A 16,623-nucleotide genomic window follows, 5' to 3' on the forward strand; every position below is an offset into this window, starting at 1 on the left:
TGGAGGAGTTGTGGGGCGGCCTGCAAGCTCCGTAGCTATGTCCGGGAGTGAGAACCGCTGAAAGCATCTAAGTGGGAAACACGCCGCAAGATGAGTGCTCTCGCAGCGTCAGGCTGGTAAGTCCCCCGGGAGATGACCGGGGTAAGCGGCCGGAGCTGGAGGCGGGGCGACCCGTAGAGGCGACCGGTGCGCAGGGACGAGGGCTTCCCTCCGTCGTGGCGAAGGCGGGGGCCAGATGATGGTGAGACAACGCCAGCGCCGGCAATCGCGTGAGGGGTGAAGGGACGACGGCAGTCGTTCATTCAGCCATGGGTGTGTGAGGAGCGCGGCGGACCCACCCCGTCCCATCCCGAACCGGGTCGTGAAACGTCGCAGCGCCGATCCTACTGGCGGCTCTCCGCTGGGAACCTAGGTCCACGCACCCTGCCGATGAAAACCGCCCGCAACTATCACTAGTTGCGGGCGGTTTTCGTGTTTACTTCAACTGATCCGTCGTTGAATGCTGTCGCGCGCGATATACCACTGGGTGCGCAGTTCAAGCGGCCAATATTGGCATTCAGTATCTAATTCACGTAGTGTCTGCCGATCACCAATCCATGCCAGTGCCTCTATTGCTTTGCGACGCAGATAAATAGGCTCTGGGGCATTCACCGGTGTGTCGAGCCTAAAGTCTCCAGCGATAAAGTGCGGCAATGGTTGCCGCCAGAGGGCAATCTCTTCAATAAACTGTTTAATCGTCATTGTGTCATTGCTCTGGCTACTGGCAATCTGGCTACTGGCAATAGCGATCGTACGATGTGTCACTTCTCTTCCCATCCACGCAAGTGATTGCAAGGCGCGCGCTTTGACATTCTGGCTTGGATTCGTGATCAACAGTTTGATGAGCCATTCGATGATAAACGGTTGGTTGATACGCAGGCGACCAACAAGATACGCTAGTTGTTGAGCGGCTGGGTTGGGCATACTGCGTTTGTAGCGGATCAGTGCGGAAATTAATGGTACAACATATTCTGCATCAAACAACGTGAGCGCATCGGCTGCTGACCACATCGTGTCGATCCAGTCGTCACTGATTTTTGTGCTGGCAGTATCGGTGGGACGTGTAATGATTCGTAGCAGGAAGCGCGCATCACACGATTGCTGCGCCGGTGATGTGCTGACGTCTGCCAGTGCAAAGGCGGCAATGGCCCGTTCGTGCGGAAGTGGCGATGTCATCAGACAGCGGCGCAGCTCATGCCTCCCCCCTTCACCTTGTAGCCAGTGATGCATCAGTTCGATGAGCGGGCGGTCATCGCGGAGTTTTTTGAGCGGAATGGTTGTCCGATCAAATGCTTCTTTGGCTTGAGCGGGATTACGCTGGCGGCGAAAGTCGAGCAAATAGAGATCGCGGAGGGCGCGGGAAGCCGCAATACGCACATTGGTGTATTCATAGCGCGGGCCGCTGCTCGTTTGGCGCACTTTGTCAACGAGTATCCGGCGCAATTGCTGGCGAACTTGGAGATGGTCGATTTTGCCAAGGGCGCTGACGAGCAATTCACGCCGCTCCGCACTCGGCTCTCGTTGTTCATCGAGATGAATGAGACAATTGTCGATCAATTCATTACGCAATGTGAGCGGCACTAACTGGAGTTTTTCATCAGGCAATGCCTCGAGACAGCGGGCAGCGAGCATCGCAAGGCGGTGGTTGCCGTTGCGGAGAGAGCTGGCGATGCAACTGAGCAATTCATCGGGCTTATCGAGCAGACTGGCTAGTGCATCGAGGACATCCTCCCACCAACGTTGACGTTCAACATCAGCGCACAATGCGACAATGTCGGCTAATCGTTGTGAGTGATCAGGGGCACGGTAGAGCGCTTGCGCTGCACAGTAGGCAGCGACAGCCTGATTGGTAAAGCGAATATCGCGCTGGCCGGCAATGGTAATGATCTGGGTATTGCTTAATTGGCGAAACAGATCTTCGAGACTGTAGTCGCGATTGTGCCGCGCTGTAGCGAGGATTGTGAACAATTCGCCGATTGAGAGATAGTCGGTCACATTCCAGCGCATGTGCCACGCGATCTGGTAGAGGCTTTCACGGGCGACATCACCCATCTGGTACCGCTGATCGAGATCACGAAGTTCTTGGGTGAGAAATTCATCGATGATGTGGTAATAGGTGATTGGACGCTGATGGGTGTCAGAGAGACGATCAACGATCAACAGCAGCATGCGCGGGTCGCTGGCTAGGTGATAGAGGTGATTATCACGCATTTGCTCGAGGAGTGCGCGTGCGCGCCGGCGATCACGTTGGCGAATGTAGGCGACGATGGTAGGTTCATCGAGGGGTTGAATTGCCAGAAGCTGCGCTTGATGTTCAAATGTCAGCGGCGCGAAGGTTTGGGGTGCTGCGACGACAAACACTTGATCAGGCAGGCGAGCGCGGAAGGTGTTCAGATCACGGATGAGATCTTTCCAGTGTGATTCGGCAACTTGCTCAAGATCATCAAGCAGGAACGCAAGGCGTGGGCGTTGGGTATCGCCGCCGGATGAGCCGCGAAATAGGCGATCGAGGGTGTCGGCAAACGCTGGGTGCTGGCGGCGTACCTGTTCGACGATGTGATGGTGGAGGCGCGGCTCGCCGCGCGCTTGTTCGTAGCCGGCGAGTGAAATGAGCACGCCAACTGGGGCATTGGTGTCGAAGAGCGCGTTACGAGCAAGATCATAACAAACCCGGCGGAGAATTGTCGTTTGGCCGGACTGATGCGAACCAGTAAGAGCGATGAACTGGGGTGAATCACTTGTGTGGCTAGTAATCAGCTTTACTAATGTATCGCGCGTTGATCTAGGCTGAGGGGCGTTTTCTGGCCGGCGATAGAGAAATTGCCAATGTTGGTCGAAGGGTATCTCTAGGCAACCTACATCAATGTATTCATTACTGGCCCAGCGTTTGATCTCATCTTGTTGCAAGACCCATTCGATATAGCTGAGCAGAATGCTCGGTTGGAACAGGCGACCGCTACTGAGGCGGGTGTACAGAGCCGGGGTACTCCAGCCAACCGTATCTGGCCGATAGATACGCCGGCGGGCAGTGGCAACCGCCAGATCAATAAGGCCATTGCGTAGCAGCATCTCGGTGAGGTGCTGGGTAAAAGCGCGTGCAAGCTCAATGGCCACTAAGCGTTGCATTGCGAGCACGGCTGGAATGCCGCTTTCGGCTATGAGACGAATAGCCAGATTGCTGAGGGGCGCTTGGAGATCAACGGTGGCGCTGTTGCACGCTACTAGTACGATCAATGCTGGTTTGTGCGAAGCCGGCAATGAGATCAACACGCGTGCTAGTTCGCTCCCATCAAACAGCCGGCCACGTTGTTGCGGCCCGTGCTCGAGCAAAAGGCGGGTGCCGTGTTGGGGCAGAAAGAGTGCGTGTCCTAGATACAGGACGACATCAAAGCCGCGTTCGCGTTCGTTGAGCAAGGAACCACGCTCAAGCGCAGCTCGCAAAGCTGTCTCTTCGGCGATGGGCAGTATCTCAAAGCTGAGTTGGCCGTTATCGGTAAATGGGCGGAAACGCTGGCGAAAATCTTGCTCGGTAGCTTTGCGGTCAAATGGAGATAGGCCCCACCGTTCAAGATCACTCGGTTCGCTGAGAGCCAAGAGCATGCGGATCGGGCGATGTTCAATCGGGTCGCTAAGCGGAAATTGCTCGCTGTCAACGTAGCGCGAAAAGAGGATATGATCGCTGGTGGAAAAAGGCAGAGGCCGGCTCTGGTTGTCGGAGGCAGGCAGATGGAGCAGTTCCCACGGGATCGCTTGGAGTTCGCCATCGAGCGGGTCAAGCGCAAGCCGGAGGCGGAGCGGTTCTTGTTGTTGCAGCGCGGTTTGCCGGGCAACGTGAAAGGCATGGCTTAACCGACCCGGAAAGAGCCGGCGAAACAATTCTTGCCCGTATCGGCTGATTGCGTCCGGATCGGCCGTTTCCGGCGGAGCGAGGTCAAAAGCCACCTCTTCGGTTGACACCAGCCGGCGGCCATCGCCAAATTCAAGCTCGATGATGTAACTGCTAGGAGTATCGGGCCGGCGATTTTGTCGTTGTGGCCGGACAAGCATGTTCGTGCGGCGCTCCATACGTTTTGCTCCGTGGAGTTGGTGCAGATTGCACTATAGTGTAGCATTAAGAGGGATAGAAAGGGGTATGGAACGAGCGTCTTACGATACGGGCAAGGCATGTTATACTGTGATTGTGTGAAATATCACAGTGTCGGAAGAGGAGCAGCATGAGCAAGATCATTGCACCAGAGTGCGAGTGGCCGCGTTTGATGGCGCAATTGCGAGCGGCAGCGCCGGAAGCGTTCAATGCCGATGGTCACGTGCTCAATTTGATCGAAGGGACGTGGGGGTGGCCGGGGCATGGCAAGCACTATAGCACGGCGATCGACGGCAGTGAATTAGGGCTGATGCCAATGATCGATCTCGAGACGGCCAAGCGAGCCGTGCGGTTTGCGGCCCGCGAACACGAAGCATGGTCGCAGGTTGATCTCGATGAGCGGCGCCGGCGGGTGAGCGAAGCGTTGGCCGGTTTGCGTCAGCAACGTGATCTGATCGCCTACTTGCTCCTGTGGGAAATTGGCAAGCCCTACCATTTGGCATGCGATGATGTTGATCGCTGTATTAGCGGGGTGGAGTGGTACATCGAGCAGATCGAATGGATGATGAACGGTCGCCGTCCGCTCGGTCTGATCTCAAACATTGCTTCGTGGAACTATCCTTATTCGGTGTTGATGCATGCAGTGCTGGTGCAGGTGCTTGCCGGCAATGCGGTCATCGCCAAGACGCCTTCGGATGGTGGGTTGTTTGCATTAACGCTCGGATTTGCCATCGCGCGGCGTGCAGGGTTGCCGGTCTCGTTGGTGAGCGGATCAGGCGGTGCGCTGAGCGATGCGCTCGTGCGCAACGCTGATGTGGCCTGTTTAGCGTTTGTTGGCGGCAAGACGAATGGGCGTGATATTGCCGCTTCGCTCTATGACCGCAACAAGCGTTATATGCTCGAGATGGAAGGCGTCAACTGCTACGGGATCTGGGATTTCTCAGATTGGACGAATCTCGCGCAACAGATCAAGAAGGGGTTTGCGTACGGGAAACAGCGTTGTACCGCCTATATCCGCTATGTCGTGCAGCGGCGACTCTTCCCCAAGTTTCTCGATGTGTATTTGCCGGTGCTGAAGAGCCTTCAGATCGGTAATCCCGTCTTGGTGGATCGACCCGGCGATCCGTTACCCAAGCTTGATTTTGGCCCCTTGATCAATGCGAAAAAAGTGGAAGAGCTGCGCGTGCTCTACAGCGAGGCGCTCGGCGCTGGGGCGATTTGTGTGTACGAGGGCGAGCTGAATCCGGCGCTCTTCCTGCCTGACCAAGATATTTCGGCCTATATGGCGCCGATTGCATTGCTGAACGTGCCGCGCAACTGCCGGTTACACCACAACGAGCCGTTTGGCCCGGTTGATACGATCGTGATTGTCGACAGTGTTGATGAACTCATTAGCGAGATGAACATCTCGAATGGCAATCTGGTTTCGTCAATTGCGACCGACGATCCGAAATTGGGCCAGATGATCGCGAGCGAGCTGCGTACATTCAAGGTTGGCATCAACAAAATGCGCTCGCGTGGCGATCGTGACGAGGTGTTTGGCGGGATGGGTGCGTCGTGGAAGGGGTGTTTTGTCGGCGGAAAGTATCTGGTTGATTCGGTGACGGTTGGCGCGCCGGGTGAGCGGTTGTACGGGAATTTCCCTGACTATACGCTGTTGCCGGAGCAGCGATGATGCACCGAGCGGATGCAAGGGCACTATAGACAGGATATGGTCATTACCGTTGATGAGACGAGCATCGCGCTGCACGATGGCTTTCCGGCCCCTTATGCGATCGATGTCCGGGCAGTGACCAAGCGCTATGCAATGCGCACCGGTGCGGTGCAGGCGCTGGCCGGCGTTGATGTGACGGTGGCGGCTGGCGAGGTTGTGGCGCTGGTTGGGCCAAGTGGGTGTGGCAAGAGCACCCTGTTGCGGATCATTGCCGGGCTTGAGCAGCCTAATACCGGTGAGGTGCGACTGTTTGGCCTATCACCAGCGCAAGCGCGGCGCGAACATCGGTTTGGGATCGCGTTTCAGGCTGCGGCTTTGCTCGAGTGGCGCGACGCGGCAGCGAATGTGGCCCTGCCGCTCGAGTTGGCCGGTTGGCCGCGGGCAAGGCGTACCCAGCGGGTAGCAGAGCTATTGGCCCGGATGGGCTTAAGTGACGCGGCAAGCCGCTTGCCGCGGCAGTTGTCGGGCGGCATGCAGCAACGGGTGGCGCTGGCGCGGGCTTTGGCGCTGGCACCGCCGGTGCTGCTGCTTGATGAGCCGTTTAGCGCGCTTGATGAACTCACCCGCGAGCAGTTGCAGGGCGAGCTACTCGATCTGCTGTCGACGATCGAGCCGGCGCCGGCAGTGCTGCTGGTGACGCACAACCTTGCTGAGGCGGTATTACTGGCTGATCGGGTGGTGGTGCTTAGCCGGCGACCGGCGCAGGTGCTGGCGGAAGTGCCGATCGATCTGCCGCGTCCGCGCCAGGCCGAATTGCGCGACGACGAGCATCTGCACCGGCTGGTGGCCGCGGTGCGGGCGGTGTTGCGGAACGATGGTTGATCAATCGTCGCTTGGTACTGCCCCCACCCCTAGCCCCTCTCCCACTGACGTTCAAGGGTGGACAGAACCTCTGATGTGGAACCCGGCCCGGAAGGGCCGGGCGATCGTTACGAAGCCCGCTGCGCGGGCTGAATAGCCACGAAAAGACACAAAAAGGCACAAAAATCTACGATGTTTTGCCTCGTTTGGGTATCTTTGGGGCTATTCTGCGCGGATGTCCTCACCCCCGCTCCCGCTCTCACTGGCGCGGGAGCGGGGAGTACAGCGCCAAGCGTTGAGGCATCGCACAGCGATCAATGGTTGTGCGCGATCAAACATTCTTTCCGTCCCACTCCCGCCCGGCGGGAGTGGGACGCGATTTTGGGGCGGCATGAGATAGCGTTGATCCGGTCATAGTAAATAGCGCAAAGATTGCTTGCCTAATGACAATCGAGTATGCTATACTGCCTGTGCCACCCCCTCCCCCGGGGGAGGGGGTATGCCAAACCGGAAGGAGGTGAGCCGATGGATCACGAGCACAAGCATCAGATCCTCAACCGCCTAAAGACGATTGAGGGCCACATTCGTGGCGTGCAACGCATGGTTGAGGAGGATGCATATTGCATCGATCTGCTCAATCAGACGCGCGCGATCCAACAGGCGCTCGCCAAGCTTGATGCCGTCATCCTCGCCAACCATTTACGCAGTTGTGTTACGACTGCGATTAGGAGCGAAGATATCAGCGAACGCGAGCGAGTGCTCACCGAGCTGTTGCAGGTCTTTGAGAGTACGCATCGTTAGTAAGGGAGGCGAACCGATGGTAACTGAGCAGTTCCGCGTTCCGGGGGTGTCGTGCCAGCATTGTGTGCAGGCAGTGCGCAAAGAGGTCGGCGCGCTAGACGGTGTGTCGCAGGTTGAGGTCGATTTGACCAGCAAGATTGTCACTGTCGTGCATGATGATGAGGTTGATATTACCGAGATCGTGATGGCGATCAAAGAGGCCGGTTACGACGATGTGACGCCGTTAGGCATTGCGTGTTAGGCGTCATCCCGTAGAGCCGCGCGGTGGTGCGGCTCCACCTCAATGAATGAAACCCACATTCACCCAAGGTAATCGCCATGGCCGAACGTGAAATCATCCTGCCTGTCACCGGTATGACCTGCGCGAGCTGTTCGGCGCGGGTCGAGAAAGCATTGCGCAAGACGCCGGGAGTACTGAGCGCCGAAGTCAATTTGGCCAGCGAACATGCGCTGGTGCGGTTCGATCCGACGCAGGCGCAGCCGGCGGCGTTGCAGGCCGCGATCGAGGATGCCGGTTACGGCGTGGTCACCGATGAGATCACGCTGGCGATCACCGGCATGACTTGCGCGAGCTGTTCGGCGCGGGTCGAGAAAGCATTGCGCAAAACGCCGGGAGTGCTAAGCGCTGAAGTCAATCTGGCCAGTGAGCAGGCGTTGGTGCGCTACGCGCCGGGAATGGTCGATCGAGTCGAGCTGGTCAAAGCAGTTGAGCAGGCCGGCTATGGCGTGATTACGCCGGCGGCAACCACTACCGAGACGGAGGATGTTGAGGCGCGGGCACGGGCGCACGAGATGGCGCTGCGCCGGCGCCGGCTGGTGGTCGGCGTGGTCTTTAGCTTGCCGCTGTTTGTACTCTCAATGGCGCGCGATGTTGGTCTGGTCGCGCCGTGGCTGATCGGCGAAGGGGCAGCGATGGCGGCGACCATGGCCGGCTCGTCAATGGCTGAGATGATGCACATGATCGCCGCTCGCGACGATCTGCTCAACTGGCTGTTCTTGGTCCTTGCAACGCCGGTGCAATTCTATTCGGGCCGTGACTTCTACCGCTACGCATGGCGAGCGCTGCGCATGCGCACAGCGACAATGGACACCCTGATCGCGCTTGGTTCGTCGGCGGCTTACTTCTATAGCCTCGTCCTTTTGCTCAGCGGCGCTCCCGGCCACGTCTATTTCGAGACGGCGGCGGTGATCATCACCTTAATTCTGGTCGGCAAGTACCTTGAGGCGCGGGCGAAGAGCCAGACCAGCGCGGCGATTAAGGCGCTGATCGGTTTGCAACCGAAGACGGCGCGCGTGCTGCGCGGCGGCCAAGAGGTTGATGTACCGCTGAACGAGGTGCGGGCCGGTGAAATGGTGATCGTGCGTCCGGGGGAAAAGATCCCGGTCGATGGCGTCATCGTCACCGGCGAATCAACGGTTGACGAGAGCATGCTGACCGGCGAGAGTCTGCCGGTCGAGAAACGAGCCGGCGATACCGTCTTTGGCGCGACGATCAACCGTAGCGGCAGCTTTCAGATGCGGGCAACCCGGATCGGTAAAGACTCGGCACTGGCCCAGATTGTGCGGTTGGTGCAAGAGGCGCAAGGCTCGAAAGCGCCGGTGCAGGCACTGGTCGATCGGATTTCAGCCGTGTTTGTGCCGATCGTGATTGTGATCGCCCTACTGACCTTTGCCGGTTGGCTGTGGGCCGGGGCTGGCCTCACGCAGGCAATGATCTTCGCGGTGGCCGTGCTGGTCATCGCTTGCCCATGCGCGCTCGGCTTGGCGACGCCGACGGCGATTATGGTCGGCACCGGCGCCGGTGCAACGCACGGCATCCTGATCCGTAATGCCGAGGCGTTGGAGCGGGCGGCGAGTTTGCAGACGGTGGTGTTCGATAAGACCGGCACTATCACCCATGGTCGGCCTGAAGTGACCGATATGGTGGCCGTGGCACAGTCGGCGTTGGCGCAAGCCGGCGCGGCTGAGGAGCCGGCTGATCTGGCGCTGTTGCAACTAGCGGCGGCGGCGGAAAGCCGCAGTGAGCATCCGCTGGGGATGGCGATCGTACAGGCGGCGCAGGCGCGCGGATTGCCGAACGGACGTTCCACTCGGTTTCAGGCAGTGAGCGGGGCCGGCGTCGAGGCCGAAGTAAACGGGCAAACGGTACTGATCGGCACACCGGCATGGCTGGCCGAGCGTAGGGTGGATGTGACAGGGTTGGCAGTGACGGTCGATCAGTTGCAAGCCAGCGGCAAGACGGTGATCGTGGTGGCGGCTGACGGCGAGGCGGGCGGCGTGATCGCGCTAGCCGATACCGTCAGGCCAACTGCTGCTGCAGCCGTGGCCGAGCTGCGCCGGAGTGGTTTGGACGTGGCGTTACTAACCGGCGACAACCAGCGCACAGCCGCGGCAATTGCGGCAGCAGTCGGCATTCCGGCCAACGCGGTCTATGCCGAGGTCAAACCGCATGAGAAGGCGGCAATTGTGGCGCGCTTGCAGCAGAGCGCAGCCGGCGACAAGCCGCGGCGAGTGGCGATGGTCGGCGATGGCATCAACGATGCGCCAGCGCTGGCGCAGGCCGATGTCGGCATCGCAATGGGCAGCGGTACCGATGTGGCAATGGAGACCGCCGACATTACGCTGATGCGCAGCGATCCGCGCGGGGTCGCGCAGGCAATTGCGCTGAGCCGGGCAACGGTGCGGACCATTCGCTGGAATCTGTTCTGGGCCTTTGCCTACAACGTGATCTTAATTCCGGTAGCGACCGGTATCTTCTCCCCGCTGACCGGCTGGCAGTTAAGCCCGGTCTTAGCGGCGGCAGCGATGGCCTTTTCGTCGGTGTTTGTGGTGAGCAATTCATTGCGGTTGCGAGGGATACGGTTGGGGTAGGATGGTGTAGCCTTTCCTATTGTCATTGCGAGGGCGCAATGCGCCCGAAGCAATCTCCCGCTTCAGTGCAACCAACCTGCTCAAGCATAGCACTCGTGCTCGCGAGAGATTGTTTCGCCGCGCAGGGGCAGAGCGATGCTCTGCCCCTGCGCGGCTCGCAATAACAATCGGGGAGCGGGTCGTGTAATGACATATTGCACCGATACGCTCTCATCCTACAATCGTGGTATCATATCCTTGATACGCCAATAGTTCCCAATTGATGCCTAAAGGAGCCGCGATGCTCACCGATACTGCTCGCCAAATCATGCATGAATGGATTGCTGCTGATAGTCTGCGCAAGCATTGCGAGGCGGTGGCGGCGTGTATGAGCCACTTTGCTGCCAAGCAGGGCGCTGATGTTGATCTGTGGACGGCGGTGGGTCTGTTGCACGATCTCGATTTTGAGCGTTACCCGCACATGCCAGAAGCCGGGCTGGCGACGACGGCTATTGCGGAAGCTTTGATCCGCGGTGATGAGGTGCCTGCCGAGTTGCCCGGCCATCCGTTTTACGGTGTGGCGTATCTACGCTCGACGGGGTGGTCGCCAGAGATCTTGCGCGCGATTCTCAGCCACGCCGATTACAGCGGCATTCTGCCCGAAACGCCGCTTGAGCGCACCCTCTACGCTGTTGATGAGTTGAGCGGGTTTGTGACCGCAGTGGCGCTGGTGCGGCCCGACAAAAGCATCCATAGCGTTGAGGTGTCGTCGGTGCGCAAGAAGATGAAGGATAAGGCATTTGCCGCCAAAGTCAGCCGTGAAGGGATTGTGCATGGGGCCGAGGTGATTGGTATGGATCTCGACGCGCTGATCGACGAGGTGATCGCCGCGCTGCGTGCTGCGGCACCGCGCCTCGGTCTAGCGGGGATCAATCAATGATCCTCGCGCCGCACGTCTGGCCAGCAACGGCTGCCGTTGCCGGCGGCAGACTTTTCGTGGGCGGGTGCGATGCGGTGGCGCTGGCCGAACAGTTTGGCACCCCGCTCTATCTGCTTGATGAGGCAACGCTAAGGGGGGCGATGCGCGCCTACCGGCAGTCGTTTGCCGACGCTTATCCTGGTCCAGCGCGGGTGCATTACGCTGGCAAGGCGCTGCTCAATACGGCGTTGGCCCAGATCGTGGCCCAAGAGGAGTTAGGCCTTGATGTCGTCTCAGCGACTGAGTTGTTGGTAGCGCGGCGGGCCGGGGTGCCGATGGCGCACGTCCATCTGCACGGCAACGCCAAAAGTGACACCGAGCTTGAGCGGGCGGTGGCGTGGCAGGTGGGGGCGATTGTGGTGGATAACCTCGACGAGTTGGCCCGTCTGCGCGCCATAACTGTCCAGCTCGCCGAGCCGCAAGGGGTGTTGCTGCGGATCGCGCCGGCGATCGAGGCCGATACCCATGCGCACATTGCGACCGGCGGTGAAGCAGCGAAGTTTGGCTTGCCGCTAGCAGCGCTCGATGAGGCTGTGGCGCAAACGCTGGCTGCGCCGGGTTTGCGCTGGCTAGGGTTGCACGCGCATATCGGTTCGCAACTGTTTGCGCTCGATCAAATCGTGGCCACCATTGACGTTTTGGCTGCTCAAGCTGCCCGCCTGTGCGAGCAGTTTGGGGTGACGCCGGTTGAATTGAGTCCCGGTGGCGGGTTGGGGGTACCTTACACTGCCGAGCAGCCGCTGACCGATATTGCTCGCTATGCGCAGGTGGTGAGTGCGGCGCTGCAAGCGGCTTGTGCGCGTTACGATTTGCTGCTGCCCCGGCTGACGGTCGAACCGGGCCGTTCGATTGTGGCACGAGCTGGGGTAGCGCTGTACCGAGTGGTGGGGCGCAAAGGCCGGCGCTGGCTGCATATTGACGGCGGTATGGGGGATAATATCCGGCCAGCGTTGTACGGCGCGCGCTACAGTGCAGTGCTGGCGAATCGCGCTGGCGAGCCGGCCAGCGAGCCAGTCGCTGTTGGCGGACGCTATTGTGAATCGGGTGATGTGCTCTTGCCAGAGATTGCCTTGCCGCCAGCGCAGCCGGGCGATCTGGTAGCAGTAGCGACGGCGGGAGCCTATACGCTTAGCATGGCCAGCAACTACAATCTTGTGCCGCGCCCGGCAGTGGTGTTGGTCAGCGATGGCCAAGCCCGCCTGATCCAGCGCCGCGAGACCGAGGAGGATGTGCTGGCGCGCGATATGATGTTGTGATGGTGCTTGGCTGCGGTCGTGGGACGCCGTGTTATCGGTGTGAGGTGTGGTGATGGCGGAACGGCTCTACGGCGGGATCGAGGCGGGCGGGACGAAGTGGGTGTGTGCGATTGGGACGGGGCCGGACGATATTCGGGCCGAGATCCTTTTTCCGACCACGACACCCACCGAGACGTTGGGGCAGGCGATTGCGTTCTTTCGCGCCCATCAGCCAGCGCAATTGGCGGCAATTGGGGTAGGTTCGTTCGGGCCGGTCGATCTCAACCGTGCTTCACCGAGCTATGGATTTATCACCACCACCCCCAAGCCGGGTTGGTCTAACACCGATGTGGTTGGGGCGCTCACGCAGGCGTTGGGCCGTCCGGTTGGGTTTGATACCGACGTGAATGTGGCCCTGTTGGGTGAATGGCGGTGGGGCGCGGCGCGCGATTGCGACGTGGCGGTGTACATCACGGTGGGTACCGGCATCGGCGGTGGGGCAATGGTGGGAGGGAGATTGGTGCATGGCCTCATCCATCCCGAAATGGGCCACATCCACCCTGTGCGTGACCCGGCCCGCGATCCGTTTCCCGGCATCTGCCCCTATCACGGCGATTGTCTAGAAGGATTGGCGTGCGGCCCGGCGATGAAAGCGCGGTGGCAAACGCCGGCAGAGCAGTTGCCGCCCGATCATCCGGCGTGGGAACTCGAAGCTGACTATTTGGGGCAGGCGATGGCGACCTTGCTCTGCATGCTCTCGCCAGAGCGGATCATCATCGGCGGCGGTGTGATGAGCCAGCCCCAGATGTTCCCGCTGGTGCGGAAGGCGACGCAGCGTTGGCTAAATGGCTATTTGCAGCATCCGCGCATTCTCGACAACCCCGCAGAGTTGATCGTGCCGCCGGGGTTAGGCGCGCGCGCCGGTGTGCTGGGGGCGATTGCGCTGGCGATGGCGGCGGCGGAGGGATATTAGGGGAATAGCCACAAAAAGACCCAAATGGCACAAACATATTGTCTTGATCGTCTCCCCTGCTAGGAGAAGAGCGAGAGGCGACACATCTGCCGTATCAACGGGAAGGCCGCGGTTGGCACGGAACGCTGGAGCGCACCTCTCCACCTCACGGCGGGATGGGGACAGCCGCTAAATGGTGGCAAGGTCTTGCAGAAGCGGAACTCAGCTTAGCGATGATAGAAATGAGGAGTACCCTATGCTGCTCGCCCGTGATCTTGCCCCTGACCTGATTCTGCACAACGCGACGATCTATACGCTCAACCCGGCGTTGCCGCGGTGCAGCGCGATTGCCTGCAAAGATGGCCGGATTGTCGCGGTAGGAGATGACGCTGATGTTTTGGCGCTGGCCGGGCCGGCGACGCGCCGGATCGACCTCGGCGGGCGGACGGTGATCCCCGGCATTAACGACGCGCACAACCACATGCTTGAGATGGGCTTGAAGCTGCGCCGGATCGGGCTTGACGATTGCACGTCGATCGCTGAGATGGTCGAGCGAGTGCGGGCAGTGGCGGCGCATACGCCTGCCGGCCAGTGGATCGTTGGCGAGGGCTGGAATGAATCGCTCTTTCGCGAGGGCCGGCTGCCGAACCGTCACGATCTCGATGTAGCGACCACGGCCCACCCGGTCTTGCTCAAGCGATTTTTCAACATGGATGTGGTGAATACGCGAGCGCTAGCGCTGGCTGGGGTGACGGCGGCGACGCCTGATCCGGCGGGAGGTAAGATCGAGCGCGAGGCTGATGGCGCGCCAACGGGGATTTTGCGCGCTGCCGCTAAGGAACTCTGCCGGCGGTTGTTGCCAGCGCCAACACAGGCCGAGTGTGTCGAGGCGCTTGAGACTGCCGGCAGAGCCTACCTTTCCTATGGCATCACCAGCATCCTTGACCCCGGCTTGCAACCGTGGGAGATCCAAGCCTATGTAGCGGCGCGGCGGGCGGGCCGGTTACCGGTGCGGGCCAACTTGCTTGTCTCGTGGCACGGCTTCCGTGAAAGTGAAACGCGCGCCGAGCTCGAAGCGCGGGCGGCCGCGTTGGGCGGTCTCAGCGGGTTGGGTGATGAATGGTTGCGAATTGGTGCGCTGAAGATGGCGATTGATGGCGGTACGACTTCGCATACAGCGTGGATGTTTCAGCCATTTCTGGGTGAAGATCGGGTGTATGACTACAACCGGCTCGATCCCGAAGAGCTGGTTGAGTTTTTTACCCGTGGTCATACGCTAGGATGGGACATCGGTATTCACGCGATTGGCGACCGGGCGCATCACGAAGCGGCCCGCGCTTTTGCCGAAGTGATCGCGGACCATCCGCGCGAGCACCGCCATAACCTGATCCACGGCTACTTCGCCACCGAAGAGAGCTTGCAGCACATGGCGCAGCATGGGTTAGCGGTTGTCATCCAACCCACCTTTATCTACTACGAGGGCGACGATCTCTTCCGCGATGTCGGTCCGGAGCTAGCGGCGCGCTACAAACCAATGCGCACCTACCTCGACCGGGGCATCCGGGTGGTAGCGACCAGCGACGTGCCGAGCACGGTGCATTTCAACCCCTTCATCGGTCTCTACGCGCTGGTGATGCGCAAGAGCTGGAAGGGCACGCCGATCGCGCCTGATCAGGCGGTCAGCCGGGAAGAGGCATTGTATGCCTACACCGTCGCTGGGGCTTGGCTAACCCGTGAAGAGCATCTGAAGGGGCCGCTCTCCCCCGGTATGCTGGCCGATATGGTGGTGCTCGATCGCGACTACTTTACCTGCCCTGCTGAAGAAATGAAGGACATTCAAGTCGAACTGACGATTCTGGGTGGGCAGGCGGTGTATGAGCGGAACGATTCCTGAACGTATGGAGTGCGGCAGTCAAACTGCCGCACTCCAAGACATGTCACGCAAGCACCACTACAACAACGTCGCTCGCTCCATCCCCAACAACGCCAATGCCGCCGGCAGTGTACCAGTCTGCACCGCCTCGGCAAGGTGGCGGCCAACAATCGCTGCAAATGGCATGCCGTGACCAGAGAAGCCGCCGATCGCAAACAGGCCGGGGGCAGGATTAGCCACAATAGGCAAATAATCAGCGGTGAACGCCATCGCCCCTGACCAGTGCCGTTCAATCGCAATGCCGGCGAGAGTGGGAAAGAGCCGGCCCAAGCTAGCCTCCATCGCATGCTGCACTTCGAGGCTAACTTCGTCGGGGAGCGCACCCACATCGTGATCGGGCGCGACGGCGCGGCAGCCGCCGAACAACACCTGCCCGCCGGGCAATTGCTGACCATATTCGCCAGTAGGGGTCAGGTTAGCGCCGAAACCGCAGGCGATAAATGGCTCAACCGGCGCCGTACAGAGTGCCTGCCCGCGCACCAGCTTGATCCGTTGTGCCAATTCAGGCACCACCTCACCGCTCCACGCATTGATGGCGATGACCGCGGCGGCGACGCTGATCGCACCGCGATCGGTGAGCAAGCGCAGCCGGCCAGCATCGTTGGCAATGCCTTGCACGGTGATCCCCCAACTGAAGCGCGTGCCATAGCGATGGGCGGCGACGAGCAGGCCATGCACCAACTTGGCGGAATGGAGCGTACCGGCGGCGGGGTTGAGACGGGCGCCGGTGACAGCGGCGCCGAGCGGGATGCCCACCATCTCTTGGGTAGCATCGCGATCGAGCAAGGCTACCGGGAAGCCATCGGCTTGCAGCGCGGACACGGTAGCGGCGGCGATTGATAATTGCGCCTCGCCAATCGCAAAGTTCAAGTTACCGTGCAGGCGCAGATCGCAATCGATCTGTTCCTGCTCGATCAACTCTACCAACAAGCGTTGGCCAGCCAAGCTGAGGGCGTACAACTCGCGCGCGGTCACTTGTCCGTGGCGGGCCGTTGCCGCGAGATAGTTTTCGGCCAAGCCAGCCGAGAGCAGGCCGCCGTTATTGCCGGTCGCGCCGGCTGCCGGCCCCTGCCGGTCGATAACCAGCGGCTGCAAACCGGCTCGCGCGAGCCAGAGGGCGGTCGCTGCACCGACGACACCTGCGCCAACCACCACCACTTCGGCGGTCGCCGGTGGATCGATGATCGGCAGTGGCGGACGATCGAGGGTGGCATGCCAGTGCGAGATGAGCATAG

Annotated in this window: 11 protein-coding genes and 2 rRNA genes; 11 read left to right on the forward strand and 2 right to left on the reverse strand. The window is 60.3% G+C overall.

Annotation, left to right across the window (positions count from 1 at the left end):
* Positions 1-212 (forward strand): 23S ribosomal RNA (locus tag U9R61_RS09085); the annotation flags it as partial.
* Between the two features lie 98 nt (positions 213-310).
* Positions 311-425: ribosomal RNA gene (rrf, locus tag U9R61_RS09090) — 5S ribosomal RNA — on the forward strand.
* A gap of 55 nt (positions 426-480) precedes the next feature.
* Here rrf and U9R61_RS09095 read toward each other — a convergent pair.
* Positions 481-4,104, reverse strand: a complete 3,624-nt coding sequence (locus U9R61_RS09095) for a CHAT domain-containing protein (protein WP_322488495.1) — start codon at positions 4,102-4,104, stop codon at positions 481-483.
* 149 nt (positions 4,105-4,253) lie between these two features.
* Here U9R61_RS09095 and U9R61_RS09100 point away from each other — a divergent pair, with 149 nt between their 5' ends.
* The 9 genes from U9R61_RS09100 (at position 4,254) to U9R61_RS09140 (ending at position 15,349) form a co-directional block, all read left to right on the forward strand.
* A complete protein-coding gene (locus tag U9R61_RS09100) occupies positions 4,254-5,798 on the forward strand; it encodes an aldehyde dehydrogenase family protein (protein ID WP_322488496.1) in 1,545 nt (514 codons plus the stop codon).
* A gap of 36 nt (positions 5,799-5,834) precedes the next feature.
* Positions 5,835-6,659, forward strand: a complete 825-nt coding sequence (locus tag U9R61_RS09105) for an ABC transporter ATP-binding protein (protein ID WP_322488497.1) — start codon at positions 5,835-5,837, stop codon at positions 6,657-6,659.
* A 504-nt stretch (positions 6,660-7,163) separates the two neighbouring features.
* Positions 7,164-7,439, forward strand: coding sequence for a metal-sensitive transcriptional regulator (locus U9R61_RS09110; RefSeq protein WP_322488498.1), 276 nt, complete (start codon positions 7,164-7,166; stop codon positions 7,437-7,439).
* Positions 7,440-7,455: 16 nt separating this feature from the next.
* Positions 7,456-7,680: a heavy metal-associated domain-containing protein gene (locus U9R61_RS09115; protein WP_322488499.1), complete on the forward strand. Its 225-nt coding sequence runs from the start codon at positions 7,456-7,458 to the stop codon at positions 7,678-7,680.
* 77 nt (positions 7,681-7,757) lie between these two features.
* Positions 7,758-10,310, forward strand: a complete 2,553-nt coding sequence (locus U9R61_RS09120; protein ID WP_322488500.1) for a heavy metal translocating P-type ATPase — start codon at positions 7,758-7,760, stop codon at positions 10,308-10,310.
* Between the two features lie 280 nt (positions 10,311-10,590).
* Positions 10,591-11,229 (forward strand): HDIG domain-containing metalloprotein, encoded by a 639-nt coding sequence (locus U9R61_RS09125; RefSeq protein ID WP_322488501.1) that lies wholly within the window; start codon positions 10,591-10,593, stop codon positions 11,227-11,229.
* Complete coding sequence (lysA, locus tag U9R61_RS09130; RefSeq protein ID WP_322488502.1) at positions 11,226-12,524, forward strand: diaminopimelate decarboxylase; 1,299 nt, start codon at positions 11,226-11,228, stop codon at positions 12,522-12,524. The genes U9R61_RS09125 and lysA overlap by 4 nt, the downstream gene beginning before the upstream one ends.
* A gap of 52 nt (positions 12,525-12,576) precedes the next feature.
* Entirely contained in the window at positions 12,577-13,476 is a 900-nt protein-coding gene (locus U9R61_RS09135) for an ROK family protein (RefSeq protein WP_322488503.1), read from the forward strand.
* A 235-nt stretch (positions 13,477-13,711) separates the two neighbouring features.
* Positions 13,712-15,349, forward strand: a complete 1,638-nt coding sequence (locus tag U9R61_RS09140; RefSeq protein WP_322488504.1) for an amidohydrolase — start codon at positions 13,712-13,714, stop codon at positions 15,347-15,349.
* A 57-nt stretch (positions 15,350-15,406) separates the two neighbouring features.
* Here the strand turns inward: U9R61_RS09140 and U9R61_RS09145 are convergent, their stop codons facing one another.
* Positions 15,407-16,621, reverse strand: coding sequence for an FAD-binding oxidoreductase (locus U9R61_RS09145; RefSeq protein WP_322488505.1), 1,215 nt, complete (start codon positions 16,619-16,621; stop codon positions 15,407-15,409).
* Between the last annotated feature and the right edge of the window lie 2 nt (positions 16,622-16,623).

The organism is Chloroflexus sp. (assembly GCF_034431535.1).
Lineage (GTDB): Bacteria > Chloroflexota > Chloroflexia > Chloroflexales > Chloroflexaceae > Chloroflexus.

What these genes read in the sequence shown, in the direction of transcription:
- U9R61_RS09095 (WP_322488495.1), bottom strand. Translation starts at nt 4,104, where the DNA reads ATGGAGCGCCGCACGAACATGCTTGTCCGGCCACAACGACAAAATCGC.
- U9R61_RS09100 (WP_322488496.1), top strand. Translation starts at nt 4,254, where the DNA reads ATGAGCAAGATCATTGCACCAGAGTGCGAGTGGCCGCGTTTGATGGCG.
- U9R61_RS09105 (WP_322488497.1), top strand. Translation starts at nt 5,835, where the DNA reads ATGGTCATTACCGTTGATGAGACGAGCATCGCGCTGCACGATGGCTTT.
- U9R61_RS09110 (WP_322488498.1), top strand. Translation starts at nt 7,164, where the DNA reads ATGGATCACGAGCACAAGCATCAGATCCTCAACCGCCTAAAGACGATT.
- U9R61_RS09115 (WP_322488499.1), top strand. Translation starts at nt 7,456, where the DNA reads ATGGTAACTGAGCAGTTCCGCGTTCCGGGGGTGTCGTGCCAGCATTGT.
- U9R61_RS09120 (WP_322488500.1), top strand. Translation starts at nt 7,758, where the DNA reads ATGGCCGAACGTGAAATCATCCTGCCTGTCACCGGTATGACCTGCGCG.
- U9R61_RS09125 (WP_322488501.1), top strand. Translation starts at nt 10,591, where the DNA reads ATGCTCACCGATACTGCTCGCCAAATCATGCATGAATGGATTGCTGCT.
- lysA (WP_322488502.1), top strand. Translation starts at nt 11,226, where the DNA reads ATGATCCTCGCGCCGCACGTCTGGCCAGCAACGGCTGCCGTTGCCGGC.
- U9R61_RS09135 (WP_322488503.1), top strand. Translation starts at nt 12,577, where the DNA reads ATGGCGGAACGGCTCTACGGCGGGATCGAGGCGGGCGGGACGAAGTGG.
- U9R61_RS09140 (WP_322488504.1), top strand. Translation starts at nt 13,712, where the DNA reads ATGCTGCTCGCCCGTGATCTTGCCCCTGACCTGATTCTGCACAACGCG.
- U9R61_RS09145 (WP_322488505.1), bottom strand. Translation starts at nt 16,621, where the DNA reads ATGCTCATCTCGCACTGGCATGCCACCCTCGATCGTCCGCCACTGCCG.